General features: G+C 72.0%; 19 protein-coding genes and 1 pseudogene. 11 read left to right on the forward strand and 9 right to left on the reverse strand.

Annotated features, from left to right (window positions below):
* The first annotated feature begins 109 nt into the window (after positions 1–109).
* The 6 genes from ACFXPK_RS03735 to mmsB all read left to right on the forward strand — a co-directional run bounded on the left by ACFXPK_RS03735 (position 110) and on the right by mmsB (position 7,392).
* Positions 110–1,273 (forward strand): mandelate racemase/muconate lactonizing enzyme family protein, encoded by a 1,164-nt coding sequence (locus ACFXPK_RS03735; protein WP_385000325.1) that lies wholly within the window; start codon positions 110–112, stop codon positions 1,271–1,273.
* Positions 1,270–2,331, forward strand: coding sequence for a zinc-binding dehydrogenase (locus ACFXPK_RS03740; protein WP_385000328.1), 1,062 nt, complete (start codon positions 1,270–1,272; stop codon positions 2,329–2,331). The genes ACFXPK_RS03735 and ACFXPK_RS03740 overlap by 4 nt, the downstream gene beginning before the upstream one ends.
* A gap of 139 nt (positions 2,332–2,470) precedes the next feature.
* Positions 2,471–3,448 (forward strand): hypothetical protein, encoded by a 978-nt coding sequence (locus tag ACFXPK_RS03745; protein WP_385000331.1) that lies wholly within the window; start codon positions 2,471–2,473, stop codon positions 3,446–3,448.
* A gap of 7 nt (positions 3,449–3,455) precedes the next feature.
* Positions 3,456–4,562, forward strand: coding sequence for a multiple monosaccharide ABC transporter substrate-binding protein (gene chvE / locus ACFXPK_RS03750; RefSeq protein WP_385000334.1), 1,107 nt, complete (start codon positions 3,456–3,458; stop codon positions 4,560–4,562).
* A gap of 53 nt (positions 4,563–4,615) precedes the next feature.
* Positions 4,616–6,136, forward strand: a complete 1,521-nt coding sequence (gene mmsA / locus ACFXPK_RS03755; RefSeq protein ID WP_385071406.1) for a multiple monosaccharide ABC transporter ATP-binding protein — start codon at positions 4,616–4,618, stop codon at positions 6,134–6,136.
* Positions 6,137–6,141: 5 nt separating this feature from the next.
* A complete protein-coding gene (gene mmsB / locus ACFXPK_RS03760) occupies positions 6,142–7,392 on the forward strand; it encodes a multiple monosaccharide ABC transporter permease (protein WP_385000337.1) in 1,251 nt (416 codons plus the stop codon).
* Between the two features lie 153 nt (positions 7,393–7,545).
* Here the strand turns inward: mmsB and ACFXPK_RS03765 are convergent, their stop codons facing one another.
* The gene (locus tag ACFXPK_RS03765) at positions 7,546–7,782 is read right to left on the reverse strand and encodes a DUF397 domain-containing protein (protein ID WP_385000340.1); all 237 of its coding nucleotides are present in this window, start codon (positions 7,780–7,782) and stop codon (positions 7,546–7,548) included.
* Entirely contained in the window at positions 7,783–8,646 is an 864-nt protein-coding gene (locus ACFXPK_RS03770) for a DUF5753 domain-containing protein (RefSeq protein ID WP_385000343.1), read from the reverse strand.
* Positions 8,647–8,853: 207 nt separating this feature from the next.
* Between ACFXPK_RS03770 and ACFXPK_RS03775 the strand changes: the two genes are divergently transcribed.
* Positions 8,854–9,405: an ATP-binding protein gene (locus tag ACFXPK_RS03775; protein ID WP_385071261.1), complete on the forward strand. Its 552-nt coding sequence runs from the start codon at positions 8,854–8,856 to the stop codon at positions 9,403–9,405.
* Complete coding sequence (locus tag ACFXPK_RS03780; RefSeq protein WP_385071263.1) at positions 9,399–9,869, forward strand: hypothetical protein; 471 nt, start codon at positions 9,399–9,401, stop codon at positions 9,867–9,869. Before ACFXPK_RS03775 ends, ACFXPK_RS03780 begins: the two co-directional genes overlap by 7 nt.
* An 18-nt stretch (positions 9,870–9,887) precedes the next feature.
* Here the strand turns inward: ACFXPK_RS03780 and ACFXPK_RS03785 are convergent, their stop codons facing one another.
* From ACFXPK_RS03785 to ACFXPK_RS03795, 3 genes are all read right to left on the reverse strand, one after another.
* Entirely contained in the window at positions 9,888–10,577 is a 690-nt protein-coding gene (locus tag ACFXPK_RS03785) for a FadR/GntR family transcriptional regulator (protein ID WP_385071265.1), read from the reverse strand.
* 40 nt (positions 10,578–10,617) lie between these two features.
* Positions 10,618–11,385, reverse strand: coding sequence for an SDR family NAD(P)-dependent oxidoreductase (locus ACFXPK_RS03790; RefSeq protein WP_385000352.1), 768 nt, complete (start codon positions 11,383–11,385; stop codon positions 10,618–10,620).
* 80 nt (positions 11,386–11,465) lie between these two features.
* On the reverse strand, positions 11,466–13,607 hold the full coding sequence (locus tag ACFXPK_RS03795; RefSeq protein ID WP_385071268.1) for an alpha-galactosidase: 2,142 nt from the start codon (positions 13,605–13,607) through the stop codon (positions 11,466–11,468).
* 155 nt (positions 13,608–13,762) lie between these two features.
* Here ACFXPK_RS03795 and ACFXPK_RS03800 point away from each other — a divergent pair.
* Positions 13,763–14,980: pseudogene (locus tag ACFXPK_RS03800) on the forward strand (ROK family protein); the annotation flags it as partial.
* Positions 14,981–15,225: 245 nt separating this feature from the next.
* Here ACFXPK_RS03800 and xylA read toward each other — a convergent pair.
* Positions 15,226–16,395 (reverse strand): xylose isomerase, encoded by a 1,170-nt coding sequence (gene xylA / locus ACFXPK_RS03805; RefSeq protein ID WP_385071272.1) that lies wholly within the window; start codon positions 16,393–16,395, stop codon positions 15,226–15,228.
* Between the two features lie 245 nt (positions 16,396–16,640).
* Here xylA and xylB point away from each other — a divergent pair, with 245 nt between their 5' ends.
* On the forward strand, positions 16,641–18,116 hold the full coding sequence (gene xylB, locus ACFXPK_RS03810; protein ID WP_385005450.1) for a xylulokinase: 1,476 nt from the start codon (positions 16,641–16,643) through the stop codon (positions 18,114–18,116).
* Between the two features lie 153 nt (positions 18,117–18,269).
* Positions 18,270–19,568 carry a hypothetical protein gene (locus ACFXPK_RS03815; protein WP_385071275.1) on the forward strand — a complete coding sequence of 433 codons (1,299 nt, stop codon included), beginning with the start codon at positions 18,270–18,272 and terminating at the stop codon, positions 19,566–19,568.
* A gap of 49 nt (positions 19,569–19,617) precedes the next feature.
* Here the strand turns inward: ACFXPK_RS03815 and ACFXPK_RS03820 are convergent, their stop codons facing one another.
* The 3 genes from ACFXPK_RS03820 to tdh form a co-directional block, all read right to left on the reverse strand.
* Complete coding sequence (locus ACFXPK_RS03820) at positions 19,618–20,532, reverse strand: LysR family transcriptional regulator (RefSeq protein ID WP_385005456.1); 915 nt, start codon at positions 20,530–20,532, stop codon at positions 19,618–19,620.
* Between the two features lie 72 nt (positions 20,533–20,604).
* Positions 20,605–21,804 carry a glycine C-acetyltransferase gene (locus tag ACFXPK_RS03825; RefSeq protein ID WP_385071278.1) on the reverse strand — a complete coding sequence of 400 codons (1,200 nt, stop codon included), beginning with the start codon at positions 21,802–21,804 and terminating at the stop codon, positions 20,605–20,607.
* 99 nt (positions 21,805–21,903) lie between these two features.
* Positions 21,904–22,938, reverse strand: a complete 1,035-nt coding sequence (gene tdh, locus ACFXPK_RS03830; RefSeq protein WP_385005461.1) for an L-threonine 3-dehydrogenase — start codon at positions 22,936–22,938, stop codon at positions 21,904–21,906.
* Positions 22,939–23,324: the final 386 nt, after the last annotated feature.

The following is a 23,324-nucleotide window of genomic DNA, read 5'->3' on the forward strand; positions in this document are numbered from 1 at the left end:
ACAGGCTAACCGCCGCGCTACCCATTGACACCCCTCGGAGCGTCTGAATACCGTCACGCCACGATTTCGAACGTGTGACGAAATACCGAACACACCCTGGGGACCTGTCTTGCGCATCACGGGAATCAGCACACACGTCGTCGGTACGCCCTGGCGTAACCTCACCTACGTCCTCGTCCATACCGACGAAGGTCTCACCGGCGTCGGTGAGACGAGGATGCTCGGCAGGACGGACGCGCTCATCGGTTATCTGCGTGAGGCCGAGACCAATCATCTTCGTGGATCGGATCCCTTCGCGGTAGAGGATCTCGTACGCCGGATGAAGTACGGCGACTACGGACGCGCCGGTGAGATCGTCATGTCGGGCATCGCGGTCGTCGAGATGGCCTGCTGGGACATCAAGGGGAAGGCGCTGGGCGTACCGGTCTGGCAGCTCCTCGGCGGGAAGGTCACCGACCGGGTCAAGGCGTACGCCAACGGCTGGTACACCACCGAGCGCACCCCGGACGCCTACCACAAGGCGGCCCAGGCCGTGATCGCTCGCGGCTACCGGGCCCTGAAGATCGACCCGTTCGGCACCGGCCACTTCGAGCTGGACCGGGCGGCGAGCAACGAGGCGGTCGCGCTGATCGAGGCCGTACGGGACGCGATCGGGCCCGAGTCCGAGCTGATGCTGGAGATGCACGGCCGGTTCAGCCCCTCGACGGCCGTCCGGCTGGCGCGCGAACTGGCGCCGTACGCCCCGGCCTGGCTGGAGGAGCCGGTGCCGCCGGAGAACCTGAAGGCGCTGAGCAAGGTCGCCGACAAGGTCGACCTGCCGATCGCGACGGGTGAACGCATCCACGACCGGATCGAGTTCCGCGAACTCTTCGAGTCCCAGGCCGCCGACATCATCCAGCCGGACGTCGGCCACATCGGCGGCATCCTGGAGACGCGGAAGCTGGCGGCGACCGCGGAGACGCACTACACGCTGATCGCGCCGCACAATGTCGGCGGCTCGGTGCTGACCGCCGCGAGCCTCCAAGTCGCCGCCTGCACACCGAACTTCAAGATCCTTGAGCACTTCAACGACTTCGCGGACGCGGAGATCAAGAAGGTCGTCAAGGGCGCTCCGCAGGTCGACCCGGAGACGGGCTGCTTCGAGATCTCGCACGCGCCGGGTCTGGGCGTAGAGTTCGACGTCGAAGCGGCGGCCGAATTCCCGCAGCAGCAGGCGAGGTTCGACCTGTGGGCCGAGGGCTGGGAAAAGCGCGACCCGAAGGAGCCCCGATGAACGACCGGTCCCCGGCGGGCCGAGAGATGCCCGCCGGACCGGCGGCGACCAACAGATCGGTCGTCGTCGACCGGCCAGGAGCGCACCGCCTGGTGACCGGGCCGGTCCCCGTGCCCGGTCCGGGCGAGGTACGCGTGCGCGTCGCGGCGGCCGGTATCTGCATGAGCGACCGCGAGGTGTACGACGGCCACCGCGACCCCGGCTATGTGCGCTACCCGGTGACGCCGGGGCACGAGTGGTCGGGGACCGTGGAGGCCGTCGGACCCGGTGTGGCACCGGAGTTGACCGGACGCCGGACCGTCGCCGAGGGGTTCCGCGCCTGTGGGACCTGTGCCCGCTGCCGCACCGGCGAGACCTCGCTGTGCACCGGCGGGTACGAGGAGACGGGCTTCACCGTGCCGGGCGCGTTCGCCGACCATGTCGTCGTTCCCGCACGCCTGCTGCACCTCCTTGACAACGATGCCAACCTGCGGGCCGCCGCCCTGCTGGAGCCGGCCGCGGTGGTGGCCGCCGCCGTGCGGACCTGCCGTCCCGAGCCCGGCGAGCGGATCGCCGTGGTCGGTGCGGGCACGCTGGGGATGCTCGCCGTCCAACTGCTGGCCGCCACCTCCCCCGCCGAGCTGACGGTCATCGACCCCCGGGCCGAACGCGGCGCCGCCGCCCGGCAGTTCGGGGCTACGGACGCCGGCACCCCGGAGGAGGCCAAGGAGGCGCACGGGCGCTACGACCTCGTCGTGGAGACCGCCGGGGCGCCGGGCACCGCCGCCGCGGCCTGTCTGCTGGCGCGGCGCGGCGGCCGGGTGGTGCTCACCGGGATGTTCGCGCCCGGCGCCACCGGGATCGACCCGGCGCTGCTGACGCTCGGTCAACTGAGCGTGCACGGCGTCTTCGGGGCGCCGTCGTCCGCCTGGGCCTTCGCGGTACGGGCCTTCACCGCCGGAGTGCTGGACCCGGCGCCGCTGATCACCCACGAGTTCCCGCTGGAGCGGTTCGGCGAGGCCGTGGCGCTGGTCGGCGGGGGCGATCCGGGGACCGGGAAGGTGCTGCTGCTGCCATGACCCGGTGTCCGGAACCACCTGTGGGACAGCGCCGCGCCGCCGCGGCCCCCGTACCACCACGCGCCCTGTACCGGCGCGCACCCCGCACCACGCCCGACGCGTACGACCGACGCGTAGGACCGAACCGAAGGACTCGTCCGTGACCGACGCATCAGCCCCCGCCCCCCGCCGTCCAGGCGAGCAGGCGCTCGCCACGCTCGGCCTGGCCGCCCCCGCCCTCAGCCCCGCGGACGCCTCCGCGCACTCCTTCCCCGACGGGGGGCTGTGGCGGACCGAGATCCCCTCCGTCGAGGGCCCGGAGAGCCTGGTCGAGGTCTTCAAGGAGTCCGACCGGCTCGATGTGCCCGTCCACCGCGTCAGCCAGGGCAGCGGCGTATGGATGCTCACCGACGCCGAGATCACCGAGATGGTGGACGCCTGCGCGTCCCGGGACATCGAGCTGTGCCTGTTCACGGGGCCGCGCGGCACCTGGGACACCGGCGGCTCGACCCGTACCGACTCCGGCGGCGCGGGGCTGCGCGCCCGGGGCCACGACGCGCTGGCCGGCTGTGTCGAGGACGCGCTGCGCGCCACCTCCCTCGGGGTCAAGTGCCTGCTCGTCGCCGACGAGGGCGTGCTGTGGACCCTGCACGGGCTGCGTGAGCGGGGTGTGCTGCCCGAGGACACCACGTTCAAGGTGTCGGCGCTGATCGGACCGGTCAACCCGGCGTCGTACGCGGTCTTCGAGCGCCTCGGCGCCGACTCGATCAACATCCCCTCGGACCTGGCGCTCGCGCACTTCACCGAGATCCGCCGGGTCAGCCGGGCCCCCATGGACCTCTACATCGAGGCCCCCGACGACCTCGGCGGCTACGTCCGGATGTACGAGGCGGCCGAGCTGATCCGGCGCGGCGCCCCGCTCTACCTCAAGTTCGGCCTGTCGAAGTCCCCGGGTATCTACCCCTTCGGCGCGCAACTCCGCGAGACCGCCCTCAGCAGCGCCCGGGAACGGGTACGGCGCGGCAGGCTCGTCCTCGATCTGCTCGGACGCCACGGCGCCGACGGTGGCATGTCGCCGCTCGGCTCCCGGCTGCCGGGTGCGCTCAACCGCTTTCCACTGACCGACGACAAGGACTGATGTACCCATGCGAACTCGCCGAGCCGCACTCGCCGTCACCTCGCTCTCCCTGGTGCTCTCACTCGCCGCCTGCGGGCAGAGCAGTGAGGGCGGCAGCAAGGACGACACGAAGGGCGGCAAGGGCTCCACCGTCGGCATCGCGATGCCGACCAAGTCGTCCGAGCGCTGGATCGCGGACGGCAACAACGTCGTGTCCGAACTGAAGAAGCTCGGTTACAAGACCGACCTCCAGTACGGCGAGGACAATGTTGCCCAGCAGGTCGCCCAGATCGAGAACATGATCACCAAGGGCGTGGACGTCCTGATCGTCGCGGCCATCGACGGCAGCGCCCTGAGCGATGTGCTCCAGCAGGCGGCCGACCAGAAGATCAAGATCATCTCGTACGACCGTCTCATCCTCGGCACGAAGAACGTCGACTACTACGCGTCGTTCGACAACGAGAAGGTCGGTGTCCTCCAGGCCACCTACCTGATCGAGAAGCTGGGGCTGAAGGAGGGCGGCAAGAAGGGCCCGTTCAACATCGAGCTGTTCGCCGGTTCGCCCGACGACAACAACACCCAGTACTTCTTCAACGGCGCGATGAAGACCCTCAAGCCGTTCCTCGACGACAAGCAGCTCGTCGTCCGCAGCGGACAGACCAAGCTGAACCAGGTCACCACCCTGCGCTGGGACGGCGGCACGGCCCAGAAGCGCATGGACGACCTGCTCACCAGGGCGTACGGCTCGGACACCGTGGACGCGGTGCTCTCGCCGTACGACGGGATCTCCATCGGCATCCTCTCGTCGCTCAGGTCCGACGGCTACGGGACGAAGGCGAAGCCGTATCCGCTGGTCACCGGGCAGGACGCCGAGGTCGCCTCGGTGAAGTCGATCATCTCGGGCCGGCAGACCATGACCGTCTTCAAGGACATCCGCCTGCTGGCCAAGACGGCCGCCCAGATGACGGACTCGATGCTGAACGACAAGAAGGTCGAGGTCAACGACGAGACCTCGTACAACAACAAGGCCAAGGTCGTCCCGGCCTACCTGCTGAAGCCGGTCAGCGTCGACAAGTCCAACTACCAGAAGGAAATGGTGGACTCCGGCTACCTCAAGGCCGAGGACCTGAAGTGACCCCACCAGTCGGTACGGCGAGGGCCGCCGGTGCGGCGGCCCCCGTCCTGGAAATGCGCTCCATCGTCAAGACCTTCCCCGGCGTCAAGGCGCTCTCGGACGTCACGCTGACCGTGGCGCCGGGCGAGGTGCACGCCATCTGCGGTGAGAACGGTGCGGGCAAGTCGACCCTCATGAAGGTCCTCAGCGGGGTCCACCCGCACGGGAGTTACGAGGGCGAGATCCTGTTCGAAGGCGACTCGTGCGCCTTCAAGGACATCAAGGCCAGCGAGTCCCAGGGCATCGTGATCATCCATCAGGAACTCGCCCTGATCCCCTATCTGTCCATCGCCGAGAACATCTTCCTCGGCAACGAGCACGCCACCCGGGGCTTCATCAGTTGGAACGACACGCTCCGGCACGCCGCCGAACTGCTCAAGCGGGTGGGTCTGAACGAGCATCCGCAGACCCGGGTCGCCGACATCGGGGTGGGCAAGCAGCAGCTCGTGGAGATCGCCAAGGCGCTCGCCAAACGGGTCAAGCTGCTGATCCTGGACGAGCCGACGGCCGCGCTCAACGACAACGACAGCGCCCAGCTCCTGCGGCTCATCAAGGAGTTGAAGGTCCAGGGCATCACCTCGATCATCATCTCGCACAAGCTGAACGAGATCGCCGAGGTGGCGGACTCGGTCACCATCCTGCGGGACGGCCGGACGATCGAGACGCTGGACGTGAGCGCGGAGTCGACCACCGAGGACCGGATCATCCGGGGCATGGTCGGCCGCGATCTCGACCACCGCTTCCCCGAACGCACCCCGTACGCGGGTGATCCGGAGGCGCGGCCCGCCCTGGAGGTCCGGGACTGGACCGTGCACCACCCCATCGACCAGCAGCGCAAGGTCGTGGACGAGGTCTCCCTCGAAGTCCGCAGGGGCGAGATCGTCGGCATCGCGGGGCTGATGGGCGCCGGGCGCACCGAGCTGGCCATGAGCGTGTTCGGCCGCAGTTACGGCCGCAACATCAGCGGGACGGTCCTCAAGGACGGCACGGAGATCCGGACGAGGACGGTACCGGAGGCGGTGGCGCACGGGATCGCGTACGTCACCGAGGACCGCAAGCAGTACGGGCTCAACCTCATCGACACCATCGGCCGCAACATCACCCTGGGAGCGCTCTCCAAGGTGGCCCGGCGCGGGATCGTCGACGAGCACGAGGAGAGCCGGGTCGCCGAGTCGTACCGCAAGAGCATGAACATCAAGACCCCGACGGTGTTCGAGCAGGTCGGGCGGCTCTCCGGCGGCAACCAGCAGAAGGTCGTGCTCAGCAAATGGATCTTCGCGGGTCCCGATGTGCTGATTCTCGACGAGCCCACCCGCGGGATCGACGTCGGTGCGAAGTACGAGATCTACACCGTCATCGACAAGCTCGCGGCGGAGGGCAAGGCGGTCGTCTTCATCTCCTCGGAACTCCCCGAGCTGCTCGGTATGTGCGACCGCATCTACACGATGGCGGCCGGCCGGCTCACCGGTGAGATCCCGCGGGCGGAAGCGACCCAGGAAGTACTGATGCGCCACATGACCAAGAACACGAGGTAGTCCACATGGGTCCGGTCACCACCGACACGCCGAAGGGCGACACACCGAAGGACGCGCCACCGACGCCTCCGTCCGGGCGCTCCGCGACGGGGGCGCTGCTCATGGAGGCCGCGCGCCGCAACATGCGCCAGTACGGCATGCTCGTCGCGCTCGGCCTGATCGTCGTCCTGTTCCAGATATGGACGGACGGGGTCCTCCTCAAGCCGAACAACGTCACCAACCTGGTTCTCCAGAACAGCTACATCCTGGTCCTGGCCATCGGCATGATGATCGTGATCGTCGCGGGCCATATCGACCTGTCGGTCGGCTCGCTGGCCGCGTTCGTCTCCGCGGCCTGCGCGGTGATGATGGTCGAACACGACATGCCCTGGGTGCCCGCGCTGATCCTGGGGCTGCTGATCGGCGCGATCGCCGGGGCCTGGCAGGGGTTCTGGATCGCGTACGTCGGCATTCCATCGTTCATCGTCACCCTCGCCGGGATGCTGATCTTCCGCGGCGGTACGCAGATCTTCCTGGGGTCGCGCTCGCTCGGCCCGTTCCCCGAGGGCTTCCAGAAGATCTCGACGGGGTATCTCCCCGAGGTCGGTCCGTCCACCAACTACCACAACCTGACGCTCCTGCTGGGGCTGGCGCTGCTGGCGTTCGCGTTCTTCCAGGAGTTCCGGGACCGGCGCCGGCAGCAGGCGTACGACCTGGACGTCCTGCCGTTCAACCTGTTCGTCGTCAAGCTGGTGGCGCTGGCCGCCGCGGTGCTGGCCTTCACCATGACCCTGGCCAGCTACCGGGGTGTGCCGGTCGTCCTGCTGCTGCTGGCGGCGCTGCTGATCGGCTTCGGCTACGTCATGCGCAACGCCGTGGTCGGCCGCCATGTGTACGCGCTGGGCGGCAACCAGGCGGCGGCGAAGCTCTCCGGCGTCAAGGACAAGCGGGTCACCTTCCTGGTCTTCGTCAACATGGGCGTCCTGGCGGCGCTCGCGGGCGTCGTCTACGCGGCGCGGCTCAACGCGGGGGTGCCGCAGGCCGGTATCAACTTCGAACTGGAGGCCATCGCGGCCGCGTTCATCGGCGGCGCGTCGATGACCGGCGGGGTCGGCACGGTGTTCGGCGCGATCATCGGCGGTCTGGTGCTGGGCGTCCTGAACAACGGGATGTCGCTGGTCGGTATCGGCACCGACTACCAGCAGGTGATCAAGGGGCTCGTGCTGCTCGCCGCGGTGGGCTTCGACGTCTGGAACAAGCGCAGGGTGGGTGCCTGACCCTGTCTGCTCCGACCTGATCCCGGCCCGGTGGCTCCGCCCCGGTGACACAGCGCGGCGCCGCAGCGCACCTGAAAGTGCTGCGACGCCGCGCTCCCCGTGATTCAGTGACGATTCTGGTGCCGCCGCCGTCCTTCCCGGTACGGCGGCGGATCACGTGAGCAGGAAGTCCGCCTGTCCCGACTTGGCGCCCTGGATGAAGGCGGCGATCTCACTCATGGTGTAGATCAGCGCCGGCCCGCCCGGATCGGCGGACTGACGCACGGCGACCCTGCCGTCGGCCAGCTTCATGGCCTCGACGCAGTTGCCGCCGTTGCCGCCACTCCACGGCTTGTGCCAGCCTTCGCTGCCGAGGTCGGCCGCGGGCATGCCGTTGTATATGGGGTCCATTCACAGCTCCTTGCGGACATCCTTGAGGATCTCCTTCGTGCGTGGTGCAGTTGCGGCCTGGGCCGCCATCCGGTCCATGACCTCGAGGTGGGTGGCCACTTCGGGACGTGCGTCAAGGTAGACGGCACCGGTCAGGTACTCGCTGTAGACCATGTCAGGCAGCTCCGGCACGGCAAAACGGAAGAGAACGAACGGCCCGTAGGTACCCGGGTGGTGTCCGCTGGAGAACTCCGCGATCTGCAAGGTCACGTTGGTCATCTCCGAGGCTTCCAGCAGCCTGTCGATCTGTGCCCGCATGATCTGCGGATCCTCCCCGACGGGGCGGCGCAGCACGGTCTCGTCCATGATCACCCAGAATCTGGGCGCGTCGGTACGGGTGAGGAGCGACTGGCGTTCCATGCGGAGCGCCACATGCCGTTCGATCTCCTCCGGCTGAGCCTGTCCCACCGCTCCCGCGTGCATGACGGCCCGCGCGTACTCCTCGGTCTGGAGCAGCCCGGGAACGAAATGGGGTTCGTACGCCCGCAGGAGGGACGCGGAGCCCTCCAGCGACACGTACATGCTGAACCAGTCCGGCAGGATGTCGTGGAACCGCTGCCACCAGCCGGGCTTGTTCGCCTCCTCCGTCAGTTCGACGAAGGCTTCCGCCTCCTCCTCGGGTACGCCGTACGCCTTGAGCAGCAACTGTACGTAAGGGACCTTGAGCGCGACCTCGGCCGTCTCCATCCGGCGGATCGTGGCCGGAGCCACCCGCAGGAGCTTGGCGGCCTCCTCGCGTCTCAGGCCGCGGCGCTCGCGCAGATCCTGGAGGCGTCTGCCGAGTACGACCTGGCCCACGGTCGGGGCGGACCGCGGTTCACTCACTTCTGGGTCCTTCCCACGCACGGTTACCCGCAGTCTGCCATGCCGATTCGACGAAGAACATGGCACTCTGAATTTTTCAGAGTGCTACTTGCCAAGTGTCCTCGGCGGGTGGACAGTGGACCGGTGAACCAGTTCACGCGGTTGTCGGCTCTGCCATGGGAGAGGTCTTGCTCGCATCCGCTGCTCCCCCACCGTTAGGAATCGGTCGTGGCACCTGGTAACGCGCTCACCCCCCAGCTCATCGCCCTGTGCCCTGGCAACGCAGTCCGCCGCTACGGGTTCCGACTGCCCGCCCACGCGGAGTCCGTGGGGCGCGCCAGACAGCTCGTACACGCCCGCCTCACCCTCTGGGAACTGGACGAGGAGACCCGCGACACCGCGGTCCTCGTCGTGTCCGAGCTGGTGACGAACGCGATCGTGCACGCCGCGGGCACCCGCGTCGTCTGCGAGATACGCGACGGCGGGGGACGCCTGCGGATAGCGGTGGAGGACCAGGGGTACGGCCCCACCGGACCTCAGCTCCACCACACCGCCGACGGCGAGGCGGAGGGCGAGGGCGGCCGTGGTCTCTTCCTCGTCGACTCGATGTGCAGCGGCTGGGGAGCCCACGACACATCGGGTTACGGCCCCGGGCGTGTCGTCTGGGCCGAACTGCCGCACCCCGGCCCCGCGGCGCACGGCGCGGCCGTGCCCCTGCCGCGCGGCGCCCGGCCCGCGCGGACCACGGAGGCACCGCGCGGAACGGAGCCGCCGTGCTGAGGACCGCGCTCCAGCGGCTGACCCGCGGTCTGCGTGACACCGCGCCGCGCGGGACGGCGCTGCCCCTGCCGGCCACACTGCCGGCCTCCCTGGGGTGCGACGCGGTGGGTGTGCCCGCGGAGCACGGCTTCCGGCTGATGGCCCGGCTGCCCCGGACGGGATGCGTCTTCGCGGACACCGACTGGTGGTGGTGGATCGTCCCGGCGGGCTCCGACCTCGATCTGGCCTGGCCGTCCCCGGCGCGCTACATCAGCGGTACGACGGTGCCCGCCGACCATCCCAAGCTGATCCACTGGCCGCAGGCGCCCACCCCGTACACCCCGCCGATCCCCTTCTACCTGATGGTCTGCCAGCTCACCGGAACGGCGCCCGCGTGGGCGGACGGCGGTACGGGCACGCCTCGGGGGACAGGCGCGAAGCCGGGGACGGTCCCCGCGCAGCGTCCGGCGCGGCAACGCGGGTAGCCCCTCCGCGCCCAGGGCTCACCGCGCGCCGAGCAGGGCGCGCATCGCCCGTTCCGCGGCGTCCCGGTCCCCGGCCCGTACGGCGTCGAGGACGGCCCGGTGGCCGGGCACCGGGTCCGCCGGGTGCGGGGCGCCGACCGGGCCCGGCACGACGACCGGGCCCATCCGCTCCAGCAGCTCGTTGCGCGTGGCCGCGAGGAGCGCCCGGTGGAACGCCGCCCCGGCCCCGGCGGATCGGGCCGGGCCCGCCGCCGTCCCTGTCGTCCCCGCCGTCCCCGCCGTCCCCGCCGTCCCCGCCATCTCCGTCAGGGCCGTCTCCAGCGCGGTGAGGTCGGCGTCCGTACGGCGCTCGGCGGCCAGCCGGGCCACGGCGGGACCGACGACGGCGCGGACCTCCGCCAGATCGCGCAGCAGGGCGGCCGGCGCCCCGGGTCCGGCCGTGCACTGCCAGCGCAGCACGTCCGCGTCGAGGAGGTTCCAGTCGGCGCGGGGCCGGACGAACGTGCCGCGCTTCTGCCGGGCGTCGACCATGCCCTTGGCCGCGAGCACCTTCAGCGACTCCCTGAGGACGGTCAGGCTGATGCCCAACTCCCGCCGCAGCGCCGGGAGATCGAGCGTGGCGCCTTCGGGGAGCTGCCCGTGGAGCACCCGGCGCGCCAGGGTCTCCACCGTCCGGCCGTGCACTCCACGGGGTGCGTACGGCGCCATAGAGGTCCGCCTCTCTCCTGGTCGGCCGGTGCGGCGCGTCTCAGACGGTCGCCTTCTTCACACTCCACCCGCCGTCCACCAGCAGGCTCGATCCGGTGATGTACGAGGCTTCCGGGGCGGCGAGGAAGGCGATCGCGGCGGCGACCTCCTCCGGAGTGCCGAAGCGGCCCGCCGCGGTCCCGGCCACGCTGCGCGCCCGCTCCTCCTCGGGGACGGCGTCCCAGGCGGCGGTGAGGATCGGGCCCGGCAGGACCGCGTTGACCCGTACCTCCGGCCCGTACTCCACGGCGAGTTGGGCGCAGAGCGAGAGCAGGGCGCCCTTGGAGGCGGCGTACGCGGGATGGCCCGGGACGCCCTGGCGCGCGTGGACGGACGAGGTCAGCACCACGGCGCCCCGCCCGGCGCGCAGGTCCGGCAGGACCGCCCTGAAGCCGAGGAACGCACCGGTGAGGTTGACCGCGAGCTGCCGTTCCCAGGAGGCGAGGGTCATCTCGTGCGCCGCCGTGACCTCGACGGTGTACGCGTTGCCGACCAGGACGTCCACGGGGCCGAAGGTGTGGGCTGCGGTGACGATCCGGTCCCAGCCGTCCTCCTCCGCGACATCGGCCAGCACGAACGCGGCGCGCCCGCCCTCCTCCCGGATCCGCGCGGCGACGGGCACCCCGCGCTCCGCGTCGGTGTCGGCGAGGACGACCGAGGCGCCCTCGGCGGCGAGGCGGCCCGCCGTGGCGGCGCCGATGCCCGAGGCGGCGCCGGTGACCACGGCGACCCGGTCGGTGAAGCGGGCGGTTCCGTACGTGGGGCGCATGGGACGGTACGACTCCTCGGCCTTCGGGGACAGGGGCTGTGTTCTGAGGTTACGGCCTGGTGTCCGAGGGCTCCGGCCGTCTACTGCCGTACCAGCACGACGAGTTCGGCGTCGTACTCCGCGGTCCACGCGAACGGCAGCCCGTAGTGGGCCAGATGGGCGCCGCCGTAGGTCTCGCCCGAGGCGGCGTCGGTGTACCGGGCCGCCGGGTCCACCCCGCGCAGCCGCAGCCGGGCCGGCCGGCCGGGGACCAGGGGCGCCCCGTCGAGCCGCCCGGTGCTGAGGGCGGTGACGACGATCCGGCCGCCGCCGGGCTCCTCGTACTGGACCCCGCAGGTGGCGTCGTCGGGGGTGTTCAGCAGCCGCGCCTCGCCGTGGTGGACGACCTCCCTGACCTCCTTGTAGCGGGCGACCCAGCGCGCGGCCTCGGCGCGCCGTTCCGCGCTCCAGGTACGGATGTCCGCGCCGATCCCGAGGACACCGGCGCTCGCGTTGACGAAGCGGAAGCCGAGCGAGCGGGGGCGCGGATCGAAGATGCCGGGCGAGTCGGTGACCCAGGAGCTCATGGTGTGTGGGGCGTGCGCGTGCAGATAGCCGTACTGGATGGCGAGCCGGTCGAGCGGCGCCGTGTTGTCGCTGGGCCACACCACGTCCGTACGGGCGAGGGTGGCGTGCTCGATCCGGCCGCCGCCCGCGGAGCAGCCCTCGACGGTGACGTGCGGGTGGCGGGCGCGGAGGTGGTCGAGGACGCGCAGATAGCCGGCGACGTGCGCGGCGTCGAGGTCGAGGTGTTCGGCGGGTCCTGCCCCGGGCCGGCCGCGCTCGGTCGGCGGCCGGTTCATGTCCCACTTGAGGTAGCCGATCTCGTGGTCGCCGAGGAGCCGGTCGAAGGTGGTGAGCACGAAGTCCTGGACGTCCTGGCGGCCGAGGTCGAGCAGGAGCTGGTTGCGGACGAGGCGGGCGGGGCGGCCGTCCACCCGGTAGACCCACTCGGGGTGCGCGGCGTACAGCTCGGAGCGGGGGCTGACGCACTCGGGCTCCACCCAGAGGCCGAAGTCCATGCCCAGGGCGCGGACTTCGCCGACGAAGGCGTCGAACCCGGCCGGGAAGGACGCCGGGTCGGGGCGCCAGTCGCCGAGGCCGCCGGTGTCGTCGTCCCTGCCGGGGAACCACCCGTCGTCCACGACGAAGAGTTCGGCGCCCATGTCGGCGGCGATCCGGGCCAGTTCGAGCTGGCTGCCGGCATCGACGTCGAAGCCGGTGGCCTCCCACGAGTTGTAGAGGACCTTGCGGGTACGGTGCGTCCGCTCCCCGGTGAGCCCGCGCTCGTAGCGGTGCCAGACCCGGGCGAGACCGTCGAGTCCGTCCGGGCTGAAGGCGCAGGCGAGTCTCGGGGTGGTGAGGGAGGCGCCGGGGGCGAGCCGTACCGCGCCCTCGTGGGGCAGCCGTCCGGCGCGGACCCGGACGGCGCCGCCGGGTTCGGCGTCGGTGGTGATGTGCCAGTTCCCCGGCCACTCCAGGGCGACCCCGTAGGTGGGCACCCCGGTGGTCCCGTCCGGGTGCGCGGCGTCCTGCACGGCGAGCCAGGGCGCGTACGCGTGGCCGGGCACGCCCTGGGTGGAGGCCATCTCGAAGCGGCCCCGGGTGAGTTCGAGCTGGGTGCGCCGGAACTCCTGGGCCCACTGGCCGGTGAGGTACGTGAGCCGGGCCCCGGCCGTGACGGGGATGTTCACGGCGGCGGAGTCGAAGCGCTCCAGGCGCAGTTCGTCCGCGCCGGTGCAGACCAGTTCGGCCCAGCGCAGGATCACATCGGTGCCGGGGACGCTCTCGTAGTGGAGGGTCGTCTCCAGTCCGAGGACGTCGTCGGTGAAGACGAGCCGCAGCGCCCGGTCCCCGTCCTGCTCGGACCCGGAGAAGGTCCACCACACGCCGCGGTCCTCGCCGGGGCGCTGGGCGAGCAGGTCGGCGCCGGTGAACGGCCGCAGCCCGTACGGGATGTACTCGGCGGGCGCCAGATCAGCCGGGGTGACGAAGTGCGTACGGCGCGACCAGTCGAGCGGCGAGGGGCCGCTCTCCACGCCGTGCGGTCCCCAGGCGGTCAGTTCGGCCCACTGGCCGTCCGGTTCGAGCGCGACGGCGTAGGTGGTGTTCTCCGTGCGCAGGATCCACCGGTCGGTGGAGATCCGGTCGGCCGGGGGCTGGTCGGGCGCGTGCGTGGTCACGTGGCTGCTCCTCGTTCGGCGGCCCCAGCCTGACGATCCCCGTGAGCCCCGTCAAGATTAATTACTAATTAATCGCACCATCAGGCGGAATGAGACATCCGGCTTGCCGAGTGACCCGTTCCGGCTGTTTCGGATCACATAGGCTCGTCCGCGAGATGAACACCAACCACACCCCGCTCGGCCCCAAGGCCGACAAGGAATCCGTACGCCGCCACAATCTGAGCCTGGTACTGCGGGCGGTACGGGACGAGGGCGAGACGACCCGGGCCGGGGTGGCGGCGCGCGTCGGGCTGACCCGGGCGGCGGTCTCCTCCCTGGTCGAGCAGTTGATGGAGAGCGGATTCCTCTCCGAGTCCGGCAAGACCTTCAGCGGGCAGGCCGGGCGGCCCGGCACCGTGCTGAAGGTGACGCGTTCGGGCCCCGCCGGGATCGGCGTGGAGATCAACATCGACTACGTGTCGGTGTGCGTGGTCGATCTGTCCGGCACCGACCGGGTGCGGCTGACCGAACACCTCGACAACCGCGGCACGGAGCCCGCCGAGGTGCTGGCCCGGGGCGCCCGGATCGCCGCGCGCACCCTGGAGTCCGCGGCGGAACAGGGTCTGCACCCGGTGGGCGTCCAACTCGCCCTGCCGGGGCTGGTGTCGGGGGGAACGGTGCGCCAGGCGCCGAACCTCGGCTGGAACCGGGTGCCCGCGCAGGCCCTGTTCGCGCGCGCCCTGGCCGGGCTGCGTCCCACGGCGCCGGAGCTTCCGGTGCGCTCGGAGAACGAGGCCAATCTCGCGGCGCTGGCCGAGCTGTGGTTCGGCAGCCCGGGAGGACTCCGTACGTTCCTCTATCTGACCGGTGAGATCGGCGTCGGCGGGGCGCTGGTGCTGGACGGTGAACTCCTGCGCGGGGCCCATGGGTTCGCCGGTGAGATCGGCCATGTGGTCGCCGACGCGGACGGACCGCTCTGCCGGTGCGGCGCCCGGGGGTGCCTGGAGCAGTACGCGGGCCAGTCGGCGCTGCTGCGGGCGGCGGGCATCGACGAGAACGCCGGCGTGCCGGGCGTGGCGGAGCTGGAGCGCCGGGCGCGACGGGGCGACGCGGCGGCCCTGGCGGCGATCGGGCGGGCCGGGACGATGCTGGGCCGGGTGCTGTCGGGGGCGGTGAACCTCCTCGACCCGGACGCCGTCGTGCTCGGCGGGATCTACCGGGAGCTGATGCCCTGGCTGTCGCCCGCCGCCGACCGGGAGCTGACGGCGCGGGTGGTGTCGGGCCTGTGGCCGCGCGGCAGCGGGCGGCTGCGCGCGTCCTCCTCGGCGGGGGACGCGGCGCGCGGCGGGGCGGCGCTGGTGGTACGGGCGGTGCTGGCCGACCCCGTGGCGCACGTACGGCGGGACGACAGCGGGCGGGACCACGACGGGAGCGACAGGAGCGACGGCGGCTCCGGGACCGGGCACGACAACGGGAGCGACGGCGGCTCCGGAACCAGGTACGACAACAGGAGCGACGGGGGCTCCGGGACCGGGCACGACGCCGGGAGCGACAGGCGCGAGAGGCGCGACGGGGACGGCTGACGCCGGACGGCCCCCGCGGGGATCCGTCCGGCGTCCGCACGCCCCGGTCCGCCGGGTCAGCGGGCCCCGAGCAGATGGTCCATCGCGAGCTGGTCCAGGTGCTCGAACGCCATTCCGCGCGCGGCGGCGGCCTCGACGTCGAACTCCTCGTACGCGGCACGGTCCGCCAGCAGTCCGGCCACCCCGTCGGCGGCGGAGGGCTGCGCCAGCTCGTCCACGCGCGAGGCCCGCAGCGCCTCCTGGACCAGCGGGTCGGCGCGGAAGGCGGCGGCCCGCTCCTTGAGGATCAGGTAGTTGCGCATGCAGCCCGCGGCGGAGGCCCAGACCCCGTCGAAGTCCTCGGTGCGCGGCGGCTTGAAGTCGAAGTGCCTGGTGCCGTCCCAGCCCGCGCTCTCCAGCAGGTCCACCAGCCAGAAGGCGGCGCGCACATCACCGGCGCCGAAGCGCAGGTCCTGGTCGTACTTGATGCCGTTCTGGCCGTTGAGGTCGATGTGGTAGAGCTTGTCCGCCCACAGGGCCTGGGCGATGGAGTGCGGGAAGTTCAGCCCGGCCATCTGCTCGTGGCCGACCTCCGGGTTGACCCCGAACAGTTCGGGGCGCTCCAGCCGCTCGATGAAGGCCAGGGCGTGGCCGACGGTGGGCAGCAGGATGTCGCCGCGCGGCTCGTTCGGCTTGGGCTCGATGGCGAAACGCAGGTCGTACCCCTGCTCGGTGACGTACTCGCCGAAGAGGTCGAACGCCTCCTTCATCCGGTCGAGCGCGGCCCGTACTTCCTTGGCACCGCCGGACTCCGCGCCCTCGCGCCCGCCCCACGCCACAAAGGTCTTGGCGCCCAGCTCGGCGGCGAGGTCGATGTTGCGCAGCGTCTTGCGCAGCGCGTAGCGGCGGACGTCGCGGTCGTTGGCGGTGAAGGCGCCGTCCTTGAAGACGGGGTGGGTGAAGAGGTTGGTGGTGACCATGGAGGTGACGATCCCGGTGGCGTCCAGAGCCTGCCGGAAGCGCTTGACGTGCGACTCGCGTTCGGTGTCGGAGGAGCCGAACGGGATCAGGTCGTCGTCGTGGAACGTCACGCCGTACGCGCCGAGTTCGGCGAGGCGCTGCACGGACTCGACGGGGTCGAGGGCCGGGCGCGTCGCGTCCCCGAAGGGGTCCCTGCCCTGCCAGCCCACCGTCCAGAGACCGAAGCTGAACTTGTCCTCAGGGGTGGGGGTGAAGCGTTCCGTCATGCTCTGGCCGCCTTCGATACCTCAGGTCCGGCGCGCGCCGAAACCTTTTTGTTTCCTGACATGACTAATAATGCATGCCGGTCGCCGCGCGGTGAAGCCCCACGCCGCATCCGCGCCGACTCCGCACCGGGGGCGCACCCGCTTCCGGCCGGGAGCGATGATCGGCCGGACGGTTCCCGTGCGCCGCCCCATCGCGTAATTTGTTCTCCCGACGTCCAAAACCGCTGCTCGGAAGAGGTACGCCCATGTCGCAGAGCCCGGTCGTGATCGGCGTGGACAGCTCCACGCAGTCCACGAAAGCGGCCTTCACCGACGCCGCCACCGGTCGGCTGCTCGCCGTGGGCCGTGCCCCGCACCGGGTGACCGGCGAGGGCGGGGCCCGGGAGAGCGACCCGGAGGTCTGGTGGGACGCCCTGCGCGAGGCGGTCGCCGCCGGGCTGAAGGAGTCCGGTGCGGCGCCCTCGGCCGTGACCGGGATCGCGGTCGCCGGACAGCAGCACGGACTGGTGGTGCTGGACCGCGGCGGCAGGCCGCTGCGTCCCGCGCTGCTGTGGAACGACACCCGCTCCGCCCCGCAGGCCGCCGCGCTCACCGAGGCGCTCGGCGGCCCCGACGCCTGGACGGCGCGTACGGGTTCGGTGCCGGTGGCCTCGATGACGGCCTCGAAGTGGCAGTGGCTGCGGGAGAACGACCCCGCCGTGGCGGGCGCGGCGGCGGCCGTCAGGCTCCCCCACGACTTCCTCACCGAACGGCTGTCCGGGGTCGCGGCGACGGACCCGGGCGACGCCTCGGGGACCTGCTGGTACTCGACGGCGACCGGCGGCTACGACGAGGAACTGCTCGCGCTCCTCGGTCTCGACCCGGCGCTGCTGCCCGCCGTCGCGGCCACCGGGGCCACCCGGGTCGGCTCGCTGACGGCCGGGGCGGCGGCCGAACTCGGCCTGCCCGCCGGGGTCGCGGTCGCCGCGGGCACCGGCGACAACATGAGCGCGGCGGTCGGTCTGGGCCTGGGCGGCGCCGGGCTGCTCGACCACCCGGTACTCTCCCTGGGCACCTCGGGCACCGTCTTCGCCGCCACCCGTACCCGTCCGGCGTCCGCCGCGCTCGCGGGGTTCGCCGCGGCCGACGGTACGTATCTGCCGCTGGCCTGCACCCTCAACTGCACGCTGGCCGTGGACAAGGTGGCTGCGCTGCTCCGGCTCGACCGGGAGGACGCGGTGCCCGGCGGCGAGGCCGTCGTCCTGCCGTATCTCGACGGGGAGCGCACCCCCGATCTGCCGGCCGCGTCCGGACTGCTGACCGGGCTGCGCCACGACACCACGGCGCAGCAGCTCCTGGGCGCCGCGTACGAGGGAGCCGTCGTCACCGTTCTGCGCGCCCTGGACGAGGTCTCGCGCGCGTGCGGGCTCGACCCGGCCGACCCGGAGGTGGCGGGGCGCCCGATGCGGCTGGTGGGCGGCGGCGCCCAGGGCCGGATGTGGGTGGAGACCGTACGGCGCCTCTCGGGCCGGCCGCTGATCGTGCCGGCGGGCGGCGAACTCGTCGCCCTCGGCGCCGCCGCGCTCGCCGCCGGTGCGGCGACGGGTGAGGACCCGGTGGCGGTGGCGACGGCGTGGAACGCGGGCGAGGGCACCGAACTGGAGCCGGTGGAGCGGGACATGGAGACCTGGGAGCGGGTGGGCGCGGTGCTGGACAAGGCGGCGCCGAGCCTGCTGGCCTGACCCGGGAGAGGCCCGCGCCCCGCGGCAGGACGGATCGTACGCGCCCCGGCGCGCACCGACGAGCGCCCCCGCACGCCACTTGAGGGGGCGTCGGCCGCCCCCTTACGCTGCGCTCAGTGCGGGCGCGGCCCGCGTCGGGGAGGGGAACCGGCCATGTCCGACGCACCGTCCGGAAGAGAACCGTACGGAGACGAACCGTCCGCGTATGAGACGTCCGGGGAAGGACCGTCCCGGGAAGGACCGTACGAGAAGGCCGCGTTCGGTACCGGGTCGCCGCGTCCCGGCCAGGAGCCGTCCGAGGAAGCGCTCCTCGAAGCCGTCCTCGCGTACGGCGGCGGCAACCGCCGCACGCGCCATCCCCACCGCGAACTGGTGGAGGGTGTACGGAAGATCGAGCGCCATCAGCTCCTGCGGGCCCGGACGGTCCGGTGTGTCGAGACCCGCGAGGAGGAGGACGCCGAGCACCACGGACCGCTCGATCTGTCCGGCCGCCCCCGCTACCGGGACGAGCTGCGCGACCATGTCCTGGCGGCCCCGAAGGACGCCCACGAGCGGCTGACGCTGGAGCTGGTCCGCGAGGGCTCCGACCGGGAGATCATCTGTAGCTGCGACAACGGCCGTATCGCCTGCACCGGTTGCGAGGGGCGCGGCAGCCACCAGTGCCCCGACCCCGAGACGGCGCTCTGCCCGGAGTGCCTCGGGGTCGGCTCGTGCGCCCACTGCCCGGACGTACCGCGCGATCCCCCGGCCCGGCGCGCGGGCACCGGGAAGCCGGCGCCGGGCGGGAAACCCGGGCCGGGCGGGAAGCCCCCGGTGGCGCCCGCCGCACGGCCCGTCCGCGGCGCCGAAGCGCCGCCGAGGACCACCTGTGCCCGCTGCCGCCGCAAGGAGGCGGCCTGCGCGAGCTGCCGGGGCCGGGGCGTCATCGCCTGCACCACGTGCGGCGGCAGCCATGTCGTCCAGTGCGAGGAGTGCCGGGGCTCCCGCCGTATCGAGCACAAGCAGTGCGGCGGCAAGGGCAGCGTCGTCCGCTGGGTCCGCGGGGTCGTCCGGCGCAGGCCGTCCGCCACCGCTCTGGCGCTGCCCAGACGGAGCTGGCCCCGCCAGGTCCGTCACCGGCTCGACCGGCGTACGGCCGACTGGCGCGAACTGACCACGGCGGGGGGCGACCCGTTCTCGGTGCCGGACGGCGTCGACCGGATCCACCGGCGCTCCCTGGAGGGCCATCTCGCCCGCGACACCAGGGAGATCGCGCGGGAGGTGAGCGTCCGGAGCCTGCGGCTGACCCGGCTGAAGCTGGTGAACCAGCCGAACTGGGTCTTCTACGTGCTCCCCGACGAGCGCGGACTCACGGTGACCCGCGTACCGTCCCGGCAGTTGCTGCTGCGCGCCTCGGGCGCCACGGCCGGCGCCCTGACCGTCCTGGTGCTCCTGCTGGTCCTGCTCGGCTGACCCTTCCCGGCCGCTCCCGCCCGGCCGGGCGGCGCGGGCCCTCCGGCGCTCAGCCCGTCGTCACCCCGGCCGCCGCCAGCGACAGCGCCGCCAGGACCGGGCGGATCAGCGGATGGTCCTGCGCGCCCCGGCGTACGGCGGCGAAGACGCGGCGGGTCGCGGCCGGGCCCACCACCGGGCGTACGACCGTGCCCTTCAGCTCCATGCCGCGCAGCGCCGAGCGCGGCACGAGCGCCACCCCCGCGCCCGCGCCCGCCAGCGCGACCACCGCGCGGAAGTCGTCCGAGGAGTGCGCCAGACGGGGCTGGAAGCCGGCCAGTTCGCAGGCGAGCTGTATGACGTCGTGGCAGGGGTTGCCCGGGTAGGGGCCGATCCAGTCGCTGTCGGCGAGACCGTCGAGCGTGACCTCCGCTTCGAGACCCAGCGGATGGGCGGCGGGCAGCACCGCGTCGAAGGGCTCCGCGTACAGCGCCACCCGGGAGAGCCGCAGGTCGTCCTCGCGCGGGGCGCCCCGGTACTCGACCGCGACGGCCACGTCCGCCTCGCCGTCGAGCACCAGCGGCAGGCTCTCGTCGCCCTCGGCGTCCCGTACCCGCACCCGGATGCCGGGGTGCTCCCCGGCGAGCTGCCGCAGGGCCGGGGCCAGCACCTCCGCGATACCGGTGGCGAACGCGGCGACCGTGACCTCGCCGGCCGTGCCGCCCGCGTACGCGGCCAGCTCCGCCTCGGCCCGTTCGAGCTGGGCGAGGACCTCGTGCGCGTGGGCGAGCAGGATCTCCCCGGCGGCGGTCAGCCGGACGCCCCGGCCGCTGCGGGTCAGCAGAGAGTGGCCGGTCTCCTGCTCCAGCGCGGCGAGCTGCTGGGAGACGGCCGAGGGGGTCAGATAGAGCGCGGCGGCCGCGGCGGTCACCGTACGGTGCTCCGCGACGGCCCGCAGGACGCGCAGCCGGCGTGGGTCGATCACCCGCGCCATCCTGCCAGGTCGCCCGCGCGCCACCGGACCGCCCCGTCCCGCGCCCGTACCCGCCCCGTCCCGTCAGCCCTCGTTCTTCATGACGTCCCGCGCCTCGGTGAAGGCGCGGACCGCCCGCTCCACGTCCTCGGTGGAGTGCGCGGCGGAGAGCTGCACCCTGATCCGGGCGCGGTCCATCGGCACCACGGGGTACGAGAAGCCGATCACGTACACGCCGCGCTCCAGCAGCAGTTCCGCCATCCGGCCCGCCTCGGCCGCGTCGCCGATCATGACCGGGGCGATGGGGTGGTCGCCGGGCAGGATCTCGAACCCGGCCTCGGTCATCCTCGTACGGAAGAGCCGGGTGTTGGCGTTCAGCCGTTCCCGCAGCTCACCGGCGCTCTCCAGCAGGTCGAGCACCGTGAGGGAGGCGGCGGCGATCACCGGGGCGAGGGAGTTCGAGAAGAGGTAGGGGCGGGAGCGCTGGCGCAGCAGGGCGACGATCTCGGCGCGCGCGGCGACATAGCCGCCGGAGGCGCCGCCGAGCGCCTTGCCGAGGGTGCCGGTGAGGATGTCGACCCGGTCCAGCACCCCGTGCAGTTCGGGCGTACCGCGCCCGCCGGGGCCGACGAAGCCCACGGCGTGCGAGTCGTCGACCATGACGAGGGCGTCGTAGCGGTCGGCGAGGTCGCAGATCTCGGCGAGCGGGGCGACGTATCCGTCCATGGAGAACACGCCGTCCGTGACGATCAGCCGGCGCCGGGCGTCCTGCGCCTCCTTGAGCCGGGTCTCCAGCTCGGCGAGGTCACGGTTGGCGTAGCGCAGCCGGCGGGCCTTGGAGAGCCGGATGCCGTCGATGATGCTGGCGTGGTTGAGGGCGTCGGAGATGACGGCGTCCTCCGGGCCGAGCAGGGTCTCGAAGACGCCGCCGTTGGCGTCGAAGCAGGAGGAGTAGAGGATCGTGTCCTCCTGGCCGAGGAACGCGGACAGCCGCTGCTCCAGCTCCTTGTGGATCTCCTGGGTGCCGCAGATGAACCGTACGGAGGCCATGCCGTAGCCCCAGCGGTCGAGCGCGTCCTTGGCGGCGGCGACGACATCGGGGTGGTCGGCGAGGCCCAGGTAGTTGTTGGCGCAGAAGTTGAGTACGTCGCCGGACGCGCCGCCCGCCGCGACGGCGACGGAGGCGCTCTGCGGGGTGGAGATCACGCGCTCGGGCTTGAAGAGACCGGCGGCGCGGATCTCGTCGAGGGTGGCGGACAGTTCGTCCCGGACGGACCCGTACATGGGGGCTCCCTGTGCGTTCTGTGGGCTTCTGCGTGCTTCTGCGGGGCGCTCGCGGGGGCCGGCAGGTCCGGCCGCGCCGCCGAGGCGGTGCGGCCGGGCTCAGCCGGTCCAGTCGAGGATGATCTTGCCGCTGCGGGCGGTCGCCGCCTCGTCGAAGGCGGCCTCGAAGTCCTGGTATCCGTAGCTTCCCGTGATGACGGGGGTGAGGTCGAGCCCGCCTTCGAGGAGCACGGTCATCGCGTACCAGGTCTCGAACATCTCCCGGCCGTAGATGCCCTTGATGGTGATCATCGAGGTGACGATCTTCGACCAGTCGACCGCGAACTCCTCGGCGGGCAGGCCGAGCATGGCGATCCGGCCGCCGTGGGTCATGTTGTCGACCATGTCGCGCAGCGCCTCGGGGCGGCCCGACATCTCCAGCCCGATGTCGAAGCCCTCCTTGAGGCCGAGCCGGCGCTGCGCCTCCGCGATACCGCTGCCGGGGGCGGAGACGTCGAGGGCGAGGGTGGCGCCGGCCTTGCGGGCCAGTTCCAGGCGGTAGGGGCTGACGTCGGTGATCGCGACATGGCGCGCCCCGGCGTGCCGGGCGACGGCGGCGGCCATGATCCCGATCGGGCCCGCGCCGGTGATCAGCACGTCCTCGCCGACGAGCGGGAAGGAGAGCGCGGTGTGCACGGCGTTGCCGAACGGGTCGAAGATCGCGGCGATGTCGAGGTCGATGTCGGAGCGGTGGACCCAGACGTTCGAGGCGGGCAGGGCGACGTACTCGGCGAACGCCCCGTCCCGTCCGACGCCGAGGCCGACCGTACTGCGGCAGAGGTGGCGGCGGCCCGCGAGGCAGTTGCGGCACGTGCCGCAGACGAGGTGGCCCTCGCCGCTGACCAGGTCGCCCACGGCGATCTCCCGGACGGCGGCGCCGACGGCGACGACCTCACCGACGAACTCGTGGCCGAGGACCCGGGGCGTGGTGACGGCCTGCTGGGCCCAGCCGTCCCAGGCGCGGATGTGCAGATCGGTGCCGCAGATACCGGTACGGGCCACCTTGATCAGCACGTCGCCGTCGCCGGTCTCCGGCTCGGGGACGTCCATGAGCCACAGCCCCGGCTCGGCCTTCTGTTTGACAAGTGCCTTCATGGGGCGCGGCTCCCGGGGGTGATGGTGCTGAAGAACGGTGGTACCGCGCGGTGGCCGATCTGGGTGGATCGTCGTGCGGTGAGCGTCGTGCGGTGATCGACTCCAATGTGCCGACCTCGACCGTTCCGGTCCATCGAGGATTTCTTAAGCGGCCCCACAGCGCAGCTTCACGCCGGCCTCACGCGGTGGCCTCGCACGGGCCACAGCGACCTCACGCGGTGGCCCAGCACCGGCCTCATACGGCGCTCCGGGAACGCCGAAGGAGCCGCCGCTGGCGCGGTACGCGCCCGGTGGGCCCGGTGGGCCCCGCCCCTTCCTGGTCGGCCGGTACGGGGGCGTGCGCGGCGTACGGCTCGGGGCGCGGAGAGGTCACAGGGGGTGCGGGA

It is taken from the genome of Streptomyces sp. NPDC059142 (assembly GCF_042755665.1).
Taxonomy (GTDB): Bacteria; Actinomycetota; Actinomycetes; order Streptomycetales; family Streptomycetaceae; genus Streptomyces.